We start from the raw sequence: 18,512 nt of genomic DNA, 5'->3' as shown, positions 1-18,512 counted from the left end.
GGGTCGCGGCAGTCGGGCGTGTTTCTTGGGTACTTCTTTGCACGAGCAAAGAAGTACCTCGCGGTGCGCTCGCGAGAGAGCGCCTGGCAGGCGGTCAGACGAAGGCACGTAAACACCGGATGCCGATCCAGGACCAGCCTCAATATGCGGGGTTATCGATGCGTCGAAACGATTCGCTGTGCTCATCGGGACCCTGCGGGCTTTCTGTCAGGGCTTGGTGGGGGCGTTCGCGGGCAAGCCCGCTCCCACAACACTCGCTGTGTCGGATTCGATCAGGTGCAGAGCAGGTGTTCGGGGTAGGGCGAGCCGTCGAGTTCGCGCAGGATGGGGCCCGTTGCGTTGATCTCCAGGTACCCCGGGTGTTCGTCCCAGGCGGGCAGGACGCAGCGTTGGCGTGGCTGGCCGTCGACGGTCAGCTTGTGGATCGCCGGGCGATGGGTGTGGCCGTGGATCATCAGCGGGACGTCGGCGTCGCGGAAGGTGTCGGCGACTGCCTCGGCATTGACGTCCATGATCGCGGCGGCCTTTATCTGGCCGCTGTCGCGGCTGGCGGCGCGCATGGCCTCGGCCTGGCGGATGCGTTCTTCCAGCGGATGGGCGAGAAACGCCCGTTGCCATTCGCCACTGCGTACTTGCTGACGAAACGCCATGTGCTCGGTGTCGTCGGTGCACAGGGAGTCACCGTGCAGGAGTACGGCAGGTCCGCAGGGCAGTGCCGCATGCAGGGGGTCGGGAGCGAGCTGCATCCCCGCGCGCGCGGCGTAGGCCTCGCCCACGAGAAAATCCCGATTGCCATGGATAAAGGCCACCGGGATGTCCAGGGTCTTCAGGCCTGCGGCGAGCCGTTCGGCAGCGGGAAAGCCGGCGTCGTCGCCGACCCAGTACTCGAACAGGTCGCCGAGGATGTACAGAGAGGAGGCCGCGCGCGCCGGCCCTTCGAGGAAGGCGAGCGTGGCCTCGAGCAGGGGGCCGGGTTCGCGATCCAGATGCAGGTCGGAGATGACCAGGGCCGGCGCGCGGGCACTCACGAAGAGGTTAGTCCTCGACGCGCTTGACGCTTTCCATCACGACCGGCTCCTGCGGTACGTCCTGGTGCATGCCGGCGCGGCCGGTGGGAAGGGCCTCGATCTTGCGCACCACGTCCATGCCCTCGGAGACCTTGCCGAACACGGCATAGCCCCAGCCCTGCGCGTTCGGGGCCGTGTGGTTCAGGAAGTCGTTGTCGTTCACGTTGATGAAGAACTGGGCGGTGGCGGAATGCGGGTCCTGGGTACGCGCCATGGAGATCGCACCGACCTCGTTCTTCAGGCCGTTGTCCGCTTCGTTGCGGATCGGCTCGCCCGCGGACTTCTGGTTCATATCCTTGTCGAAGCCGCCGCCCTGGACCATGAAGCCCGGGATCACGCGGTGAAAGATCGTGCCGTCGAAGAAGCCATCATCCACGTAGGAGAGGAAGTTGGCGACCGTCTCCGGGGCGGCTTCGGCGTTGAGTTCCAGCACGATGCGGCCGTGGTTGGTTTCGATTGCGACCTGCGGATGGGTGTCGGCCATGAGGGCTCCTGATGTGAAGAGGGTGATCAGCAGGGTGGCCAGCACGACGCCGAGCCGGGTGCGGATGCGTTGCATTGGACTGACCTCCGGAAGATAAGACCGGCAATGGTACCCGCCACTGGCAAGGCCTGCCAGCATGCCGGATGTGTGTGTGGGCGTGAGGGCGAGGCGCTGGTGAGCCGGTGGACGCTCCGCTACCATGCGCGCGATGACGAACTCGATAATCCGAACCCGCTTCGCCCCCAGTCCCACCGGCCTGTTGCACCTGGGCAATGTACGCACGGCGCTGTTCAGCGCCCTGCGGGCCCGTTCGCGCGGAGGGCATTTCCTGCTGCGCATCGAGGACACCGACGCCGAGCGCTCGCGCCCGGAGTTCGTTGACGCGCTGCAGCGCGATCTGCGCTGGCTCGGGCTGGACTGGGACGAAGGCTTTGGTGCCGGAGGCGATGCCGGCCCCTACGCGCAGTCCGAGCGCGGCGAACTCTACGCGGGCTATTACCGCCAGCTGATCGATCAGGGGCTCGCCTATCCCTGTTTCTGCTCGCCGGAAGAACTGGAACGCGGACGCAAGCGCATGCGTGCCCAGGGCAAGCCGCCGCGCTATCCCGGGACCTGTGCCCATCTGAGTGCGGAGGAGGTCGGCCGGCGCGAGGCCGAGGGGCAAAAGCCCACGCTGCGTTTTCGTGTGCCACTGGGCCGGACCATCCGCTTCGAGGACGGGGTGCGTGGGCCGGTCAGCTTCCGTACCGACGAGATCGGTGATTTCGTGATTCGCCGCTCCGATGGCACGCCGGCCTTCTTCTTCTCCAACGCGATCGATGATGCCCTGATGGGCGTGACCGACGTGGTCCGCGGCGAGGACCATATCGCCAACACGCCGCGGCAGATGCTGCTGCTGGAGGCGCTGGGCCTCGCGGCACCCGCGTATCACCACCTGCCGCTGGTGATGGGGCAGGACGGGGCGCCGCTGTCCAAGCGCAATGGTTCCGCGAGCGTCGAGGAGTTGCGGACGAAGGGCTATCTGCCGGTCGCGATCCTGAACCACCTGGCGCGTCTTGGGCATCGCTACGAGAGCGATGCCCTGCTGTCGCCCACGGAGCTGGCGGCCGGATTCAGCCCCGAGCGTATTGGTCACAGCGCGGCGCGGCATGATCCGCAGCAGCTGGATCACTGGCAGTCAGAGGCCCTGCGCAGCCTTTCGGATGCCGAGATGCAGGCCTACCTGGAGGCGGCGGGGGTGCTGGAGGCGGTGGCCGCCGAGCAGCGCCCGGCGTTGGCGCGGCTGCTGCGCGACAACATCACCCGCGCCGAGGAGGCGCCCCTGTGGGTCGCGGCGTTCGCCGCCGATCCGGCGCCGTACAGCGCTGCCGCGCGCGAGGAACTGACGGCCGCCGGCGCGGAGTTCTTTAGCGCGGGGCTGGAGGCGCTGGATGCGGCCGAGGATTTTCCCGCCCTGGCCAAGGCGGTGGGGCAGGCCACCGAACGCAAGGGGCGCAAGCTGTTCATGCCGTTGCGGGCGGCGTTGTCCGGGCAGACCTTTGGGCCGGAGCTGCCGCGAATCTGGGAGTATCTGGGGCGCGAGCGCGTGCGTTTGCGGCTGGAAGCCGCGCGTCGTCACGCAGCGGGCTGAACCCGCGAGGAGCAAGTGCCCGCCGCCCGCAGGCGGGCGCTGGACGCCATCGTTCAGGCCGCTTCGTGGGTCCCGAAGGCGCGGGCGCGCAGGGTGTTGTCCAGCAGCATTGCCACGGTCATCGGGCCGACCCCGCCCGGCACGGGCGTGATCCAGGCGGCCTTCTCGGCGGCGGCATCGAACTCCACGTCGCCGGTCAGGGTGCCGTCGTCGCGGCGGTTGATGCCGATGTCGATCACCGTGGCGCCGGGCTTGATCCAGTCACCCTTGACCAGGCCGGGCTTGCCGACCGCGGCGACCACGATGTCGGAGTGCCGTGCAATGGCGGCGGTATCCGGGGTGAAGCGATGGCAGATGGTCGGGGTCGCACCGGCCAGCAGCAGTTCCAGGGCCATGGGTCGGCCGACGATATTGGAGGCGCCGATCACGCACGCCGTGCGGCCCTTGAACGGTTCCTCGATATGCCGCAGCAGCTGGATGACGCCCCAGGGGGTGCAGGGGCGCAGGCGCGGCACGCGCGCCACCAGGCGGCCGACGTTGTACGGATGGAAGCCGTCCACGTCCTTGGCCGGGGAGATGCGCTCGATCACCGTCTCGGGGTCAATGTGATCCGGCAGCGGCAGCTGGACCAGGATGCCGTCGATGGTGCGGTCGGCATTGAGCTGGTCGATCAGCGCCAGCAGATCGGTCTGCGGCGTGCCCGCGGGCAGGTCATAGGAGTGTGAGACCACACCCACCTGTTCGCAGGCCTTGCGCTTGTTGCGCACATAGACCTCGGAGGCCGGGTTGGTCCCGACCAGCACCACGGCGAGGCCCGGCGGACGCAGGTCGCGGGCGGTCATGGATTCGATCTCGGTCGCGATTCTTGCGCGGTGGGTCTGGCCAATCGCGCGTCCATCGATGATCTGGGCCGTCATGGGGTCTCGCCTCCGGGGGAACGCCCGCGATCTTCCCATGGCGGGCGCGGGGGCTCAAGCGATTTGCCGGGCGGAATCTGCATGGGGGCGAGGCGGATGCCTCGGCCAGCGGAGGTGCCTGGCTACAGGGCCGCCGAGAGGCCGCTTGCGGGCGCGCTGGCCTCGCAGCGGTTGCGCCCGTCCTGTTTGGCGCGATAGAGCGCGTCGTCGGCACGGGCAACCAGGGTCTCGGCGGTGTCCCTGGATTTCGGGTTCGCGTCGAGGCTGGCGATGCCGACGCTGACCGTGACCGTCAGGGTATCCGGTGCGCAGGGCGGGGCGGCCTGGTGCCCGGTCAGGGTGATCGGGTGGCCGGATATGGCTTCGCGCAGCTTCTCGCCCAGCGCCATGGCTGCCTTGAGGTCGGTATGCGGGGCGACGACGACGAACTCCTCCCCGCCGAAGCGCGCGGCAAGGTCGGAGCGCCGCAGGACTTGCTGCATGCGTTCGGCGAGGGTCGTCAGGATGTAGTCCCCGATCAGGTGGCCCAGGCGGTCATTGATCGGCTTGAACTGGTCGATATCCAGCATCACGACGGACAATGGCTGGCCGTAGCGCCGGGCGCGGGATACCTCCTCGTCCAGCCGGCGATCCATGTGCCGGCGGTTGAACAGGCCGGTCAGCGGGTCGGTGATGGATTCGTGTTCCAGCCGCGTAATGTGGCGGATCTTCTCCACCGAGCTATGGGTCAGACCGACCACGGTGCAGACGAAACAGCCCCCGAGGAGGAAGATGGCCGGCACCAGGAGATCGGGCAGGCCCTCGTAGAGCCCCCAGTTCAGCGGGATATAGCCGAAGTAGCCGAGGGTAAAGACCGGGACCAGAAAGAACATCATCTGCCAGCCGGTGCGGACCCGGCTCTCGGGGAGCTCGCGCAGCAGCCGGGCGAGTGTCCATTGGGCATACAGGAGGCCGCTTGCCCCCAATACAATGGCTGTGTTGGCTACCCAGTCGAGCATCCGTCCCTTCCGCGCTCGCGACCCTGCGAACGTCCCGAGCCGACGTTAGCACGGAGCCGCGCCCGAGGGGAGGGCATTGCAGGCGAAAACTGTTGATGAATGTTGACCGCGAACCCCTCGCGGGGCTACCATCCTGCGCTCGCTGTGTAGGCCCTTTAGCGGGGACGGCTCGACGGGGTATAGCGCAGTCTGGTAGCGCGCCTGCTTTGGGAGCAGGATGTCGGGGGTTCGAATCCCTCTACCCCGACCATGGCTCCCGGCCACGGTTTTCCGGCAGGCTCGGATCAGGCGCCATGGCCTCAATGCTCGGCGGTAACGCGCTCGTAGCTCAACCGGATAGAGCATCGGCCTTCTAAGCCGACGGTTGCAGGTTCGAGTCCTGCCGGGCGCGCCAGGGCCGCCCTTCGCGCAAGTACCTGTACAGTGACACGGTGGTGACCGTAGCTCAGTTGGTAGAGTCCCGGATTGTGACTCCGGTTGTCGTGGGTTCGAGTCCCATCGGTCACCCCACCCCCTTTTTTTGTTCAGGGGGCCGTTAGCTCAATTGGTAGAGCAGTGGACTCTTAATCCATTGGTTGTAGGTTCGATTCCTACACGGCCCACCATTTCTTTTGCTCCTCTTCCTCTTGTCTTCTCGCAAAGCGCTGCTGGCGCGGGCGGGCCCCTATTGCTGTGTCTGGCGCGAACGTGCGCCGTGATGTGGTCGATGCTTTCACCTTCCATTCAGATGCGTGGGTGTAGTCTGTCTGCGTGTTGAGGATCAGGGCGGTTCGTGCCGTCGGGAGGCTAGAAAGGTGACAAGCAGGATTCTAACGATACTGTTTCTGGTGGTTTCCGTGACCCTGCTGGCGGGGTGTCAGACGGTGAGCAAGCAGCAGACGGGGGCCCTGATCGGGGGCGCGGCCGGCGGTGTCATCGGCAGTCAGATCGGGGGCGGGCGCGGGCGTACTGCGGCGATTATTGCCGGGACCCTGGCGGGTGCGGCCGTTGGCGGTTCGGTGGGGCGGAGCATGGATGACGTGGACCGGATGCGCGTGTCGCGTACGCTGGAGACGGTCCCGGATCGCCAGAGCTCGACCTGGCGCAATCCGAATACCGGGCATCAGTACCACGCTACACCGACCCGGACCTACCGCTCCTCGGGGCAGGACTGCCGCGAGTACCAGGTGCAGGCCACCATGGACGGCTACCCCGAAACGATTAACGGCACGGCCTGCCGTGATGCCAGCGGGCGCTGGGTGGATGTTTAGAGAGAACCTCGGTGCCCCGGGCGACTTGTCCGGAGACGGGTCACCCGGAAGGCGGCCACAAAAAAGCCCCGCATGAGCGGGGCTTTCTCGTTCCGGGGTTGCCCCCGGAAGGGGGCGCGAACCGATCAGGACCTGCGGTACATGTCCTCGGTGGTCGGGACGTAGCCGAGGTTGTCCTCGCCGATGCCCTTGACCTTCGGTTCGTTGAGGTCGCTGATGCGCACATTGCCGTCCTGGCTGCGCAGGTAGTCGGCGACGCCGTCCCAGATGTCGACCCCGACACCGCCGGGCACGCTCTGCTGCACGCTGGCCCAGCCGGCGACGACGTATTCCTTGTCGGCGTCCAGCTTCTTGCCGTCCAGTTCCATTTCGGAGATCCGGTTGCCGGCACTGGCGCTCGGGTCGATGGCGTACTTCAGGCCGCCGACACGGACCATGTCGCCACCCTGCTGGTAGAACGGGTCGGCGTTGTACAGGTTGTCGGCCACGTCTTCCAGGATGTCCTTGATCTGGGCCCCGGTAAAGGCGTTGCGGGTCATCTCCGGGTAGGTGAGACCGGTCTGGTCCATCACGTGCTCGAATGTGATCGGCATGCCCGGCAACACGGTGGTGCCCCAGCGGAAGCCCGGGGAGAACGAGATCTGCGCATCGTTGTATTCAATCAGGCCATCGCAGATCAGCTGGTCGAAGGTGCCGTTGAAGTTGCCGCGGCGGAACAGCAGGTCCTCGGTGACGGCCAGTTCCTCGGACAGCTTCTCCTCCATGTTGAAGGTCTCGCCCTTCCAGGTGACCTCGCTGTTGCGCATGTTGTGGATGTAGGTCGCCATTGCCGGGTCTTCCGGCAGCATCTCGGCGAACACCGGCACCAGGCGGTATTCCCAGTCCTTGATTGCGCCGTCCCGGAAATCGAAGTCCAGCACGCCGACGAACTTGGCGTTGGAGCCGGCATTGGTGACCAGGCAGGTTCCGCCGTCGGGGCGCTCGATTGGCATCGGCTGCGGCACGGCGTCATGGGTATGGCCGCCCATGATGGCGTCCAGGCCCTCGACCATGCCGGCCATCTTGATGTCCACGTCCATGCCGTTGTGCGACAGGGCAACGACGATCTCGGCGCCTTCGGCACGCGCGTCGTTGACGGTCTCCTGCATGTCGTCCGGACGGATGCCGAAGGACCACTGTTCGACCATCCAGCGCGGGTTGGCGATCGGGGTGTAGGGGAAGGCCTGGCCCACCACCGCCACGTTCACGCCGTTCATCTCGCGGATCACGTAGGGCTTGAAGATGCGGTCACCCCAGTCCACGTCGCGCACGTTCTGGGCGACGAAGTCGATGCCGGCATCGGCGAAGTCGCCGTTCACGACCTCTTCCACACGGTCCGCGCCGTAGGTGAATTCCCAGTGACCGGTCATGACGTCGATGCCCAGCAGTTTCTGTGCATCGACCATGTCCTGCGCGTTGGTCCACAGCGCGGAGCCGGAGCCGCCGCCCCAGGTGTCGCCGCCGTCCAGCAGGAGGGCGTTGGGTCGCGAGTCACGTAGCTTGTTGATCAGCGTCTTCAGATGCGCAAAGCCGCCTACGCGACCGTACTGTTCGGCCGCTTCCATGAAGTTCAGGTTGGTATAGGCGTGGGCGTAGATGCTGTCGCGTTCGATGTCGTAATGCTTGAGGAAGTGCTCGCTCACGATGTGCGGCGGACGGTTACGCATGTCCGCCACGCCGAGGTTGACGTTTGGCTCGCGGAAGTACACCGGCTTCAGCTGGGCGTGGCAGTCGGTGTAGTGCAGTAGGTGCACATTGCCGAAGCGATCCAGGGTGTCGTAGGGATCACCCGCAGTGCCGCCCTTGTTGTTGCTGCAGGCGGCGGTGCCCAGGGGGAAACCGGCGGCGCTGGCGGCGGCCAGTAACTGCATGAATTCTCGGCGTGAGATGTGCATGAGGAGTTCTACCTCTCTTGTCCGGGTGTATTGGTGGTGGGTTTTCGGGCAGTTCTATGACTGTCGGTAGACGAATGGTCCTGCGGGAACATTCCCCGCGTACACGGTTTCTATCGCCGGTCCTCGCGCGCCTCGCGTGCGGTCTCTCGGGCCGTGTCGCGCTTGTCTTCGATGCGTTGACGGTCGCGCTCGCTGGCATCCGAGGCGTCCATTCCCGCCTCGAACTGGCGCACGGCCTCCTCGTACTGGGCGCGATGAAAGAAGTATTCGGCCATGGCCTCGCGGCTGATTGCAATATACCCGGCCGCGTCCGCGATGTCCGCCTGCAGGCGCAGGAGTTCCGGATTGGGGGCCGCCTCGCGGCGGATCATGTCGGACAGGATGCGAATGGCGCGGTCGGGCTGCCCGAGGTCGCGGTGGACCCGGGCCAGGCGTTCGCGGATCACCGGGTGGCCGGGATACACCGCGTCCAGATCTTCCAGCCGCTCCAGCGCCGCGCTGTGTTCGCCTTCCTCGCGCAGCAGTGCTGCGAACGCGAGTTCGAGGGTCAGTCCGGGGGCGTCCGCTGCATCGAGGCGTTCGAGCTGTTCCCGGGCGCGGCCGGGTTCTCCGCGTTCGAGATAGGCGACCGCCGCCCCGTAGCGCTGCTGGGGCGAGGGGGCGTCCGTTGCGCGGAAGCGTTCCAGGGTTCGCCGTGGATCCTTCAGCGCCTGCATGCGCGCCTGCATCCACTGGAATTCGGGGCCGCGGTTGCGGGTGTCGCTGGCAGCCATCTGGTTTGCGCGGTTGCGGGCGTCGGTGATCCGGTCGAGGGTGACCGGGTGCGTGCGCAGGTACTCCGGCACCTGGTCGCCTACCCCGCGCGAGAGCTCTTGCAGGCGTTCGAAGAAATCGGCCATCGCATTGGGGTCGAAGCCGGTGCCTTGCAGGATCTGCATCCCGGCACGATCCGCCTCGGCCTCGTTTGCGCGGGTGAAATTGATCTGTTGCTGGATGCCGCCGGCCACACCCCCGGTAATGATGGCCGAGCCCAGGGTGGGGTCCACCGCCGAGGCAAGGATGCCCGCCAGGATGGCGAGGCCGGTGGTGAAATTGATGTCGCGCCCGCGCGCGAACATGCGCGCGAGGTGCCGTTGGGTGACGTGGGCGATTTCGTGTGCGACCACGGCGGCCAGTTCGGCCTCGTCGCGGACCTCCAGCATCAGACCCGCATGGATGCCGATAATGCCCCCGGGCATCGCGAAGGCGTTCACCTGGCTGTTGTCGATGGTCAGGAAGTAGAACGGCCCATCGGCGCTGGGTGCGTTGGCCAGCAACTGGCGTCCCAGGGAGTCGACATAAAAGACGATCTCGGGATCGGTCACCAGGGGGGCGCTGCGGCGGATCTCGCGCAGCAGGGAGCGGCCGAGCTCGCGTTCTTCCGCCGGGGTCAGTACGCCGCCGGAGGCCTCGCCCAGGTCGGGCAGGGAAACGCCACTGGAGTGGGCGGGTGGTACCGCCAGGCTCGCCACCACCAGAAGGGCGGCGAGCAGGAAATGGACAATAGAAGGCATGCCGCGAGGGCCGGCGGGCGCCGGCCCTCTGGTGTGGGCATGCCGGGGGCGATCGTTACTTGCCAAGCCCCGGGGCCGACGAATAGGTGCGCATGCTGTCGCGGGTTTCCCACAGCTTCGGCTTGAGCATCGCCGCAGGCACCATGAACTTCTTGCGGTCCAGCACCTTGTGGGTGCGGACGAGCTTGATGACGTCGTTATAGTCCATCTTGAACAGCAGGCCCACGTCGCCGCCGGAGGTACGCCGCGCGATCATGTAGTTGTCCTGCATGTCGTGCACGTAGATGTTGGCAGGGCGCAGCTTGCCGTTTTCGTCTTTCAGCGTGACGGCATAGTGGCCGTCGACCTGGAATTCGCTCTTGTCCACCGGGATATCCTCCGCGAAGCAATGAAGCTGATGTGTCTGCATCAGCGTTTTCTTAAGCGTGGGCGACGATAGCAGAACTTTTCGTCCCGGGCGACCATCCACCTCTCCTCGCTTGGTCTTGTTTGCATTTCCGGTCGGTTTCGCTATGCTCCGCGCCCACTCCTTGCGTAGAGCGGCTGCCGGTCAGAGCTCACGCGACGAGTACGGCATCCCCCGCAAGTGAACGACCCGGAGCGCAGCGTGTACGGATTTACCGAGATCACCCCGGATGAACTGGAACAGTGGCGCAACGAGGGCAAGAGCTTTCGTTTGCTGGATGTGCGCTCGCCGGGCGAGACCGGTCGCGGCATTATCCCGGGGGCCGAGCTTGTCCCGCTGGCCACCTTGCCGCTGCGCAAGGACGAGTTCACCGGTAGTGATGCGCCGGTGGTCATTTACTGTCAGAGTGGGGCGCGTTCCGCCCAGGCCTGCGCCTTTCTCGCCCAACAGGGGGTGGACTGTGCAAGCAGCCTGCGCGGCGGCATTGTCGGGTGGGCCCAGACCGGAAAACCGGTGGTAAGTCCGGATTAGAATTCGGTTGTATTCCGATGCCGATTCGCCTATAAGGGGGAATTCGGTTGATTACCGTTCGGTAATGGCTGCAGCGCACAGGGCCCAACCGGACCGCAGTACACGACTGATAAAACGCACTCAAAGGAGAGAAACGATGGCCAACTTTGACCAAGAACTCGATGCTTCCGGCCTGAACTGCCCGCTGCCGATCCTGCGCGCCAAGAAGGCGCTGGCCGCGATGGACGCCGGCCAGGTTCTGCACATCATCGCGACCGACCCGGGCGCCGTGAAGGACTTCCAGGCGTTTTCCAAGCAGACCGGTAACGAGCTGATGGAGCACAAGGAAGAAGGCGGCAAGTTCTACTTCCTGATCAAGAAGGGCTAAGACGCTTCAAGGGCTTGATTCGGGGCGGCAATTCGCAAGGGTTGCCGCCCCGAATCCTGAATAACGATGGTTGCCATGCGGTAACTGGATTGGTGCCTGGACGAGGTCTAGGCTGGCTGCGCAAGGTTCACAAGAAACCTGCATCGCCTAAAGCGAAGAGGTGTGAGATATGGCGACATACGCTGAGATGCAGCAAATCTTCGACGATATTCGTGGAGATTTTCGCTACGACCACGAGCTTAACGGCTGCCTGAACTGCGGCATCTGCACGGCCACGTGTCCGTCCGCCCAGTTCTACGATTACTCGCCGCGCGAGATCGTGCAGCTGCTCTGGACCGAGAACGTCGAGCAGATCTACGACGCGATGCAGGAAAAGATCTGGGCCTGCGCCCAGTGCATGACCTGTGCGGCGCGCTGCCCGTTCAAGAACTCCCCCGGTGGCCTGGTCGCGATCATGCGCGAAGTGGCCATCAAGCACGAGATGCAGTCCGCCAAGGACGTGCTTCGTCCGTTCGGCCGCGTCATGCTCAAGCTGATCACCACGGGGAACCAGCTGTCTCCTGATATGATCCAGCCCGATCACTTCCCTGACTGGGGCCCCAACATCCAGAAGGTGGAAGGTGATCTGCGCATCCTGCGCAAGGCGATTCCGGTGAAGACGCTGCAGACGGTCGAGACCGCCTGGGAAGTGTCCCTGAAGACCTCGGTGGAGATGTACACCATCTGGGAAATGACCGGAGTCCTGAAGTCCCTCGAGCTGATGGACGAGAATCTCTTCGACGTGATCGAAGACTTCATCGACGAGAAGCGCGAGGACTACGAAGACTGGCTCGAGGAGCAGGAAGAGGAAGACGACGAGTAAGTCGTCCACCGATTCCCGCATCCAAGACATCAGGAGAAGCGTTATGAGTGAACAGACCCCAGGCAATCACAACCAGAATGGTGAAGGCGCTGGCGCCGGCACCATGAAGCCCGGTTCCCACAACACCGACGGGCAGGGCATCGCCGGTCACGGTTCGTTCTTCCAGTCGACCGATCTGTCGAAGGAAGACGCAGTCAAGGCCACCGACTGGGTGCGCAAGCACGTCGACCGCCGCACCGTCGACCTTGGCGACCGCATGGACGACGTCCGCGAGCACATGTACGAGCTCGAGAAGGACGGCCAGATCATCATTCATCGCATTAACGATGAACACGAGCCGATGTCGGTGAAGACCCTGTTCGGCTGGGATAAGAAGATCCCGACCAAGCAGCTTTGGCACCACAAGTCCTGTGGCCAGTGCGGGAACATCCCTGGCTACCCGACCTCGCTGCTGTGGTTCATGAACAAGTTCGACTTCGAGCCGGGCAAGGACTACCTCGACGAAACCGACCAGACCTCCTGCACCGCGTGGAACTACCACGGCTCCGGTATCGGGAATGTCGAATCGCTCGCTGCCGTGTTCCTGCGCAACTTCCACCAGGCCTATGTCTCCGGCAAGCAGCACGGCCACGAGCTGGGTCATTTCTTCCCGCTGGTGCATTGCGGCACCTCCTTCGGTAACTACAAGGAGATCCGCAAGTACCTGATCGAGTCCGCCGAGCTGCGCGAGAAGGTCACCAAGATCCTCGGCAAGCTGGGTCGCCTGGTCGACGGCAAGCTGGTCATCCCGGAAGAGATCATCCACTACTCCGAGTGGGTGCACGTGATGCGTAACCGTATCGCTTCCGAGCTGCAGACCATCGACGTCTCCCACATCCGCACCACCGCCCACGTGGCCTGCCATTACTACAAGATGGTCCACGAGGACGCGGTGTACGATCCGACCGTGCTGGGCGGCAACCGTACCGCGATCATCACCTCCACCGCCCAGGCTCTGGGTGCGCAGGTGATCGACTACTCCACGTGGTACGACTGCTGCGGCTTCGGCTTCCGCCACATCATCTCCGAGCGCGAATTCACTCGCTCGTTCACGATGGATCGCAAGATCCGCGTGGCCCGCGAGGAAGCCAACGCCGACGTGATGCTGGCCAACGATACCGGCTGTGTCACGACCATGGACAAGAACCAGTGGATCGGCAAGGCACATAACCAGAACTTCCAGATCCCGATCATGGCGGAAGTCCAGTTCGCGGCCCTGGCCTGCGGTGCGGACCCGTTCAAGATCGTCCAGCTGCAGTGGCACGCGTCGCCCTGCGAGGACCTGGTCGAGAAGATGGGCATGTCCTGGTCCGAGGCCAAGAAGACCTTCCAGGAATACCTGAAGGAAGTCGAAGCCGGCAATATCGAATACCTCTACAATCCTGAACTCGCTTACGGGGGCAAGGTCTGATGCAGCAAGATACCGTTCTAGTAGTGGGTGGTGGGCCGGCCGGACTGGCCGCTGCCGCCAATGTCAACTCGGCCGGCTACAAGGCCGTGGTGGTCGAGAAGGAAGACGTCCTCGGCGGCGCCCCGATCCTGTCGGGTTACGCCAAGCTGGTGCCTTCCGGCGAGTGGGCCAAGGACGCCATTGGTCGCATGGTCAAGCGCGTGGAAGACGACGCCAACTCGACCGTGCACAAGAGCGCCAAGGTCGAGAAGCTGGAAGGCGAGGCGGGTAACTTCACCGCCACGCTGACCAACGGCGAATCCGTCCAGGCGGGCGCCGTGGTTCTGGCAACCGGCTTCACCCATTTTGACTCCATCAACAAGCCGGAGTGGGGTTTTGGCACGTATGAAGACGTGCTGACCACTACCCAGATGGAACAGATGGTGGGCAGTGGCAAGATCGCCTGCCCGTCGGACGGCCGTGTGCCGGAGCGTGTCTGCATCCTGCTGTGCGTGGGCTCCCGTGACCGTCAGATCGGTCGCGAATGGTGCTCCAAGATCTGCTGCACCGTCTCCGCCAACCTGGCGATGGAGATCAAGGAGATCTCGCCGGAAACCGACGTGTTCATCTACTACATGGACATCCGGACCTTCGGCCTGTACGAAGACAAGTTCTACTGGAAGTCCCAGGAAGAGTTCAAAACCAAGTTCGTCAAGGCCCGTATCGCGGAAGTGACGGCCTCGGGCGACGGTCGCCTGCTGGTCAAGGGTGAAGATACCCTGGTCAAGCGCCCGATCATCATCCCGTTCGATATTGTCGTGCATGCCATTGGCATGGATCCGAACGCCGATAACCCCGAGCTTTCCCAGGTGTTCGGTATCGGCCTCGAGAAGCACGGCTTCATCGAGAAGGCCGAGCAGTACACCAACACCTGTGGCACCACCCGTAAGGGAATCTACTCCTGCGGTGCGGCCTACGGTCCCGAGACGATCGACGACTCGATCGCCCAGGGTGCCGCCGCCGGTGGCCGCGCGGTTGCGGATCTGCATGCGCTGGTTCAGAAAACCGGCTGAGCTCGTCAGCGACGAGGCGGCTTCGGGGCTCGCCCCGGAGCCGCTTGAGGTTACCTTTGACAAGGAGATCCTCGCGTCCAAGCTCTCCACCCTGAAAGGGGCTATCGCCGAAGCGGGCGGTGTCGATGGGTTGGAGACGTTCATCGAGGCCTTGCGTTCGAAGCACGAAGTCTTTGCGGCGATCGTGGCCAAGGGCGACGAGATCGATGCAGAGGATGTTCGGGCCCTTGGGGGGCTGGTCTTTTCGGTTCGCCGGAAGCTGGTCACCCTGATGGCGGAACGGCAAGGGGCCTTGGTGGACGGGGTGCGTGCGCTGGTCCACCCGGATGTGGATGTCAACGAACGCCTGGTCGCATTCGCGGACCTGGCGGCGGATGACAAGAAACTGCGCCGGGCGATCTGGGACTTCGGTGCCGAGATCCTGCATTTTGCAGATCCCGAGGCTGTGCCACTGGCTTGCCGCTGGGTCTGGGATACGTCGACCACGACTGGGTCGTTGCGCGAGTTCATTCGCGCCAACGACACGCTTCGGTCAATCCCGATCGGGGAGTCAGTCGGTGCGATCGAGGGGGCACGGCGCTGGTTTTACGAGGCGTTGGCGGAAGAGGGCTTTTACCGTGACCTGCCGTTTGTAACGGATCTGGTCTGGGTCCAGGCCTATTCGGACTACGCCCGATCGCTGTCGATGAGTTTAGGGATGATCGACAACCAGTTTGGTGGCAAGCAGGATCCGCTCGAGCTGGCGGTGAAGATGCTGGGGATCGATTCCCCGGAAGGTCGCCTGAAAGGAACCGATGCGTCGCTGCATTGAATAACGGAACGAACTTGAGCCTGGCAAGACAGGTTTTCGGAGAGACGTCATGGCAATACATGAAAAAGCACTGATCGAGGACGAACGACTCCAGCAGCACGACGAGCTGGTGGTCGACGGGGTGGATGTTTCCGGTCACTGGAACACCATGATTGCCCCGCGCACGGTTCGCGATTACGACGACGATTTCGAGGCGAAGATCCAGACCTACACGGGTGCGGAGAACGTGCACCGCTGCTGGCAGTGCGGGTCCTGCACCAACTCCTGCACGATGTACGCGCAGAATGTGCAGTTCAATCCGCGCTACTGGATCTACCTGACCCGGCTTGGCATGAAGGAAGAGCTGGTCAAGGACAAGGACATCATCTGGCAGTGCGTTTCTTGCAACAAATGCACGAACATCTGCCCGAAGGACGTGAAGCCGGAAGGCGTGATGAAGGCGCTGGCGCACTGGATGGAAGAGGAAGGGATCACCGAAAAGACCCCGTCCAGCATCTTCGATGAAGAGTTCGCCGATCAGATCTACAAGACCGGCCGCATCGAAGACGGCAAGGTCATGCAGAACTTCTTCAAGAAGACCGGCCAGCCGCTTCTGCAGGAATGGCTGAAGGTGTTCGTCTTCCGCATGATGAAGCACCTCCCGGTGAAGCACCTGATGGCGATGGGCTTCAACACGATTCATACGCCGCGCACCAAGTCCTGGGGCAAGACCGGGGACGTGCTGAAGAGTTACGTGCGCGAACAGAAGGAGGCCGCTCATGGCTAAGGTTGCTTACTATCCGGGTTGCGCACTTGAGGGCTCCGGTGGGCCGTACGATCGCTCCACCCGCGTGCTGGTGAAGGCGCTGGGGCTCGAGATGGAGAACCTGCGCGACTGGAACTGCTGTGGCGCGATGGAGGTGAAGAACGTTCACCCCATGCTGCAGACCTACCTGTCCGCACGGAACATGGCGATCGCCTCCGAGCAGATGGGCATGGACACCGTGATGGCCCCCTGTAACGGCTGCTATCACAACCTGAAGAAAGCCGAGTTCGAAACTGCCACGTCGGAAGACGCGATGAACACCGTGCAGGATCTTGCGCGTCAGTCGGATGACCCGGTCTACAGCGGCGACGTTCGCACCCTGCATCTGCTCGAGTGGCTGATGGAAGAACTCGGTCCGGAAGGCATCAAGCAGAAAATGACCAAGAGCCTGAACGGCATCAAGGTCGCGAACTACTACGGCTGCATGTACACCCGTCCGCGCCAGATCTTCCCGGAGAAGGACAATGGCCCGGGCTCCGACTCCAGCTATCAGCCGCACTTCATGGATGACCTTCTGGGCGCGGCGGGTGCCGTCAACGTCGAATATCCGTTGAAGACGTCCTGCTGCGGTGGTGCGCACACGTTGTCCGATTCCGATACCTCGACCCAGCTGGTGCTGAACCTGCTGCAGTCGGCGGAAGACTCCGGTGCGGAAGTGATCGCCACCGAGTGCCCGACCTGTCACTCCGGTCTGGAGATGCACCAGGTTCGTGCCGAGACCGAGTTCGGCATCAAGACCGATGTGAAGGTGCTGTACTTCACCCAGTTGCTGGGTCTGGCCATGGGCCTGTCCGCGCGGAAACTGGGCATTCACGAGAACGTGAGTGACTCGATTGGCCTGTTGAAGGAGAAGGGGGTCATTTGATCCCTGGACCCATGCCCGGCATGGCCCATCGATGAGTTTGGAAGACGGGCGCCTGGCGCCCGTTTTTTTGTGGAGGCACGGGTCCCCGCGGTCCCGGGAATGAGGCGAAACATGGATTGCAACGGCTGCGAGTTTCACCCTGAACTGTTCTACGACGACGAATTCCAGATCTGGCTTCGTCGCGAGGACGACGACACCCTGACCGTGGGGATGACCGACCTGTCGCAGACGATTGCGGGCAAGATCATCCACGTGCGGGTGCGGCGGCCGGGTACGCGGCGACCGCCGGGCAAGCCGGTTGCCACGATCGAAAGTGGAAAGTGGGCGGGTCCGATCCCCAACTTCATCGACTGCAAGATTGTGGAGGGGAACGAGGAAGTGCTGGAGAACCCGGTGCTGCTGAATTCCGACCCCTACAATGCCTGGATTGCCCGAGTCGAGCCCACCAACGGGATCGAGGCCGCGCTGGAGGTGTTCCTGACCGGGGACAAGGCCGAGGAAGGCTACTGCAAGCGGGCCAAGGACGATGACATCCAGTGCCAGCGCAAGCTGCGGTGAGCGGGACCATGGCGGATATCGACAACGATTATTACCTGGACAACGACGAGCAGACGGTCGTGATCATCATGACCTCGGGCCCGTCGACGCCCGGCCGTTGCGCCACGCCGTTCTATCTCGGCGCGGTGATGGCCTCGATGGATGTGGACGTGCACATCTTCTTCACCATGGAGGGCGTGCGCCTGATGGAGCAGGGTGTAGCGGATGATCTGCGGGCCATGGAAGACGGCAAGCTGATCAAGGACTTTATCCAGGACGCAAAACGCGCAGGCGTGCGCTTGCACGTTTGCCAGCCCGCTCTGCCGGGGTATAGAATCGACGCGTCTTCGGATCTCATCGACGATGTCGATGAAGTGAATCGGGCGAGCGAGTTAGCCGACCTGATACTACGCAGTGATAAAACGATAACGTTTTAATTTTCCCGCTTTATTTGAATATTCCTGGAGGAAGACATGGGTGCAGTTCGGGGTTGTGATATTCCGGAAGATCTGATGTACAACGTTGAAAACAACGTTTGGGTGCGCAAGGAAAGCGACGGTACCGCCACCGTCGGTCTGACGTCCTACGCCTGTTCGCTGGCGGGCACGATTGTGTCCTACACCCCGAAGAAGGTCGGCAAGACGGTCAAGAAGGACAAGTCCTGCACCACCGTCGAATCCGGCAAGTGGGTGGGTCCGGCCAAGACCCCGGTCACCGGTGAAGTCACCGAGACCAACGACAAGGTTGCGGGTAACCCGGGCCTGATCAACGAAGATCCCTACGGCGAAGGCTGGCTGATCAAGCTGAAGCCGGAAGACTGGGATGGCGAAATCGGCGACCTGAAGACCGGTTCCGACGCCCATGCGGCCTTCGAAGCCAAGATGGAAGCGGACGGTTTCGGCGGCTGCTAAGCCCCGATCCGGTCCGGGCCGCTGACCCGTTGCGGTTGGCGGCCTCTTTTTTTCGGTAATACCCGAGTAAAACCTTCAAGAA

20 protein-coding genes and 4 tRNA genes are annotated in these 18,512 nt (G+C 63.6%); 17 read left to right on the top strand and 7 right to left on the bottom strand.

Annotation, left to right across the window (positions count from 1 at the left end; translation table 11 throughout):
- Positions 1–272: 272 nt before the first annotated feature.
- Together F618_RS0106285 and F618_RS0106280 are read right to left on the bottom strand one after the other, a co-directional pair.
- Positions 273–1,028, bottom strand: coding sequence for a UDP-2,3-diacylglucosamine diphosphatase (locus F618_RS0106285; RefSeq protein WP_019563351.1), 756 nt, complete (start codon positions 1,026–1,028; stop codon positions 273–275).
- 7 nt (positions 1,029–1,035) lie between these two features.
- The gene (locus tag F618_RS0106280; protein ID WP_026182001.1) at positions 1,036–1,551 is read right to left on the bottom strand and encodes a peptidylprolyl isomerase; all 516 of its coding nucleotides are present in this window, start codon (positions 1,549–1,551) and stop codon (positions 1,036–1,038) included.
- A gap of 199 nt (positions 1,552–1,750) precedes the next feature.
- Between F618_RS0106280 and gltX the strand changes: the two genes are divergently transcribed.
- Positions 1,751–3,181, top strand: a complete 1,431-nt coding sequence (gene gltX, locus F618_RS0106275) for a glutamate--tRNA ligase (RefSeq protein WP_018938841.1) — start codon at positions 1,751–1,753, stop codon at positions 3,179–3,181.
- Positions 3,182–3,234: 53 nt separating this feature from the next.
- Here gltX and folD read toward each other — a convergent pair whose 3' ends face one another.
- Both folD and F618_RS0106265 read right to left on the bottom strand, forming a co-directional pair.
- Entirely contained in the window at positions 3,235–4,098 is an 864-nt protein-coding gene (gene folD, locus F618_RS0106270) for a bifunctional methylenetetrahydrofolate dehydrogenase/methenyltetrahydrofolate cyclohydrolase FolD (RefSeq protein ID WP_018144036.1), read from the bottom strand.
- Positions 4,099–4,220: 122 nt separating this feature from the next.
- A complete protein-coding gene (locus F618_RS0106265; protein ID WP_019568065.1) occupies positions 4,221–5,096 on the bottom strand; it encodes a GGDEF domain-containing protein in 876 nt (291 codons plus the stop codon).
- Positions 5,097–5,269: 173 nt separating this feature from the next.
- Here F618_RS0106265 and F618_RS0106260 point away from each other — a divergent pair.
- The 5 genes from F618_RS0106260 to F618_RS0106240 all read left to right on the top strand — a co-directional run bounded on the left by F618_RS0106260 (position 5,270) and on the right by F618_RS0106240 (position 6,346).
- Positions 5,270–5,346, top strand: a tRNA-Pro gene (locus F618_RS0106260).
- Between the two features lie 67 nt (positions 5,347–5,413).
- Positions 5,414–5,490: transfer RNA gene (locus F618_RS0106255), tRNA-Arg, on the top strand.
- A gap of 40 nt (positions 5,491–5,530) precedes the next feature.
- Positions 5,531–5,606: transfer RNA gene (locus F618_RS0106250), tRNA-His, on the top strand.
- Positions 5,607–5,625: 19 nt separating this feature from the next.
- A tRNA-Lys gene (locus F618_RS0106245) sits at positions 5,626–5,701 on the top strand.
- Positions 5,702–5,890: 189 nt separating this feature from the next.
- Positions 5,891–6,346 carry an RT0821/Lpp0805 family surface protein gene (locus tag F618_RS0106240; RefSeq protein ID WP_231362666.1) on the top strand — a complete coding sequence of 152 codons (456 nt, stop codon included), beginning with the start codon at positions 5,891–5,893 and terminating at the stop codon, positions 6,344–6,346.
- Positions 6,347–6,471: 125 nt separating this feature from the next.
- On the opposite strand, the gene soxB is transcribed toward F618_RS0106240, so the two are convergent.
- The 3 genes from soxB to F618_RS0106225 all read right to left on the bottom strand — a co-directional run bounded on the left by soxB (position 6,472) and on the right by F618_RS0106225 (position 10,242).
- Positions 6,472–8,280, bottom strand: coding sequence for a thiosulfohydrolase SoxB (gene soxB / locus F618_RS0106235; RefSeq protein ID WP_019568063.1), 1,809 nt, complete (start codon positions 8,278–8,280; stop codon positions 6,472–6,474).
- Between the two features lie 110 nt (positions 8,281–8,390).
- Positions 8,391–9,833, bottom strand: a complete 1,443-nt coding sequence (locus F618_RS0106230) for a M48 family metalloprotease (protein ID WP_019568062.1) — start codon at positions 9,831–9,833, stop codon at positions 8,391–8,393.
- Between the two features lie 55 nt (positions 9,834–9,888).
- On the bottom strand, positions 9,889–10,242 hold the full coding sequence (locus F618_RS0106225) for a hypothetical protein (protein ID WP_019568061.1): 354 nt from the start codon (positions 10,240–10,242) through the stop codon (positions 9,889–9,891).
- Between the two features lie 198 nt (positions 10,243–10,440).
- Here F618_RS0106225 and F618_RS0106220 point away from each other — a divergent pair, with 198 nt between their 5' ends.
- From F618_RS0106220 to F618_RS0106170, 11 genes are all read left to right on the top strand, one after another.
- Positions 10,441–10,770: a rhodanese-like domain-containing protein gene (locus tag F618_RS0106220; protein ID WP_019563460.1), complete on the top strand. Its 330-nt coding sequence runs from the start codon at positions 10,441–10,443 to the stop codon at positions 10,768–10,770.
- Between the two features lie 136 nt (positions 10,771–10,906).
- The gene (locus tag F618_RS0106215) at positions 10,907–11,137 is read left to right on the top strand and encodes a sulfurtransferase TusA family protein (RefSeq protein ID WP_018144009.1); all 231 of its coding nucleotides are present in this window, start codon (positions 10,907–10,909) and stop codon (positions 11,135–11,137) included.
- Between the two features lie 187 nt (positions 11,138–11,324).
- Entirely contained in the window at positions 11,325–11,999 is a 675-nt protein-coding gene (locus F618_RS0106210) for a 4Fe-4S dicluster domain-containing protein (protein WP_017941141.1), read from the top strand.
- A 43-nt stretch (positions 12,000–12,042) separates the two neighbouring features.
- Positions 12,043–13,449 carry a heterodisulfide reductase-related iron-sulfur binding cluster gene (locus F618_RS0106205; RefSeq protein WP_018168413.1) on the top strand — a complete coding sequence of 469 codons (1,407 nt, stop codon included), beginning with the start codon at positions 12,043–12,045 and terminating at the stop codon, positions 13,447–13,449.
- A gap of 23 nt (positions 13,450–13,472) precedes the next feature.
- Positions 13,473–14,501 carry an FAD-dependent oxidoreductase gene (locus F618_RS0106200; protein WP_026331167.1) on the top strand — a complete coding sequence of 343 codons (1,029 nt, stop codon included), beginning with the start codon at positions 13,473–13,475 and terminating at the stop codon, positions 14,499–14,501.
- Complete coding sequence (locus F618_RS0106195; RefSeq protein WP_019568059.1) at positions 14,440–15,312, top strand: hypothetical protein; 873 nt, start codon at positions 14,440–14,442, stop codon at positions 15,310–15,312. Before F618_RS0106200 ends, F618_RS0106195 begins: the two co-directional genes overlap by 62 nt.
- 49 nt (positions 15,313–15,361) lie before the next feature.
- Positions 15,362–16,078, top strand: a complete 717-nt coding sequence (locus tag F618_RS0106190; RefSeq protein ID WP_018938848.1) for a 4Fe-4S dicluster domain-containing protein — start codon at positions 15,362–15,364, stop codon at positions 16,076–16,078.
- Positions 16,071–16,982 carry a CoB--CoM heterodisulfide reductase iron-sulfur subunit B family protein gene (locus F618_RS0106185; protein WP_018144004.1) on the top strand — a complete coding sequence of 304 codons (912 nt, stop codon included), beginning with the start codon at positions 16,071–16,073 and terminating at the stop codon, positions 16,980–16,982. Before F618_RS0106190 ends, F618_RS0106185 begins: the two co-directional genes overlap by 8 nt.
- Positions 16,983–17,093: 111 nt before the next feature.
- Positions 17,094–17,540, top strand: a complete 447-nt coding sequence (locus F618_RS0106180) for a glycine cleavage system protein H (RefSeq protein ID WP_018168416.1) — start codon at positions 17,094–17,096, stop codon at positions 17,538–17,540.
- 8 nt (positions 17,541–17,548) lie between these two features.
- Entirely contained in the window at positions 17,549–17,956 is a 408-nt protein-coding gene (locus F618_RS0106175; RefSeq protein WP_026181993.1) for a DsrE family protein, read from the top strand.
- A gap of 36 nt (positions 17,957–17,992) precedes the next feature.
- Complete coding sequence (locus tag F618_RS0106170; RefSeq protein ID WP_077276997.1) at positions 17,993–18,430, top strand: glycine cleavage system protein H; 438 nt, start codon at positions 17,993–17,995, stop codon at positions 18,428–18,430.
- Positions 18,431–18,512 lie beyond the last annotated feature (82 nt).

Source organism: Thioalkalivibrio sp. ALMg13-2 (assembly GCF_000381185.1).
GTDB lineage: Bacteria > Pseudomonadota > Gammaproteobacteria > Ectothiorhodospirales > Ectothiorhodospiraceae > Thioalkalivibrio > Thioalkalivibrio versutus.
Note: the sequence above shows the minus strand (reverse complement) of the source record. Positions and strands in the feature narration are given on the sequence as shown.

Excerpts from the sequence above, each read along its gene's own strand:
- F618_RS0106190 (WP_018938848.1), top strand. The coding sequence starts at position 15,362 with ATGGCAATACATGAAAAAGCACTGATCGAGGACGAACGACTCCAGCAG.
- soxB (WP_019568063.1), bottom strand. The coding sequence starts at position 8,280 with ATGCACATCTCACGCCGAGAATTCATGCAGTTACTGGCCGCCGCCAGC.
- F618_RS0106225 (WP_019568061.1), bottom strand. The coding sequence starts at position 10,242 with ATGCAGACACATCAGCTTCATTGCTTCGCGGAGGATATCCCGGTGGAC.
- F618_RS0106170 (WP_077276997.1), top strand. The coding sequence starts at position 17,993 with ATGGGTGCAGTTCGGGGTTGTGATATTCCGGAAGATCTGATGTACAAC.
- F618_RS0106265 (WP_019568065.1), bottom strand. The coding sequence starts at position 5,096 with ATGCTCGACTGGGTAGCCAACACAGCCATTGTATTGGGGGCAAGCGGC.
- F618_RS0106210 (WP_017941141.1), top strand. The coding sequence starts at position 11,325 with ATGCAGCAAATCTTCGACGATATTCGTGGAGATTTTCGCTACGACCAC.
- F618_RS0106215 (WP_018144009.1), top strand. The coding sequence starts at position 10,907 with ATGGCCAACTTTGACCAAGAACTCGATGCTTCCGGCCTGAACTGCCCG.
- F618_RS0106230 (WP_019568062.1), bottom strand. The coding sequence starts at position 9,833 with ATGCCTTCTATTGTCCATTTCCTGCTCGCCGCCCTTCTGGTGGTGGCG.
- folD (WP_018144036.1), bottom strand. The coding sequence starts at position 4,098 with ATGACGGCCCAGATCATCGATGGACGCGCGATTGGCCAGACCCACCGC.
- gltX (WP_018938841.1), top strand. The coding sequence starts at position 1,751 with ATGCGCGCGATGACGAACTCGATAATCCGAACCCGCTTCGCCCCCAGT.
- F618_RS0106185 (WP_018144004.1), top strand. The coding sequence starts at position 16,071 with ATGGCTAAGGTTGCTTACTATCCGGGTTGCGCACTTGAGGGCTCCGGT.
- F618_RS0106175 (WP_026181993.1), top strand. The coding sequence starts at position 17,549 with ATGGCGGATATCGACAACGATTATTACCTGGACAACGACGAGCAGACG.
- F618_RS0106205 (WP_018168413.1), top strand. The coding sequence starts at position 12,043 with ATGAGTGAACAGACCCCAGGCAATCACAACCAGAATGGTGAAGGCGCT.
- F618_RS0106180 (WP_018168416.1), top strand. The coding sequence starts at position 17,094 with ATGGATTGCAACGGCTGCGAGTTTCACCCTGAACTGTTCTACGACGAC.
- F618_RS0106280 (WP_026182001.1), bottom strand. The coding sequence starts at position 1,551 with ATGGCCGACACCCATCCGCAGGTCGCAATCGAAACCAACCACGGCCGC.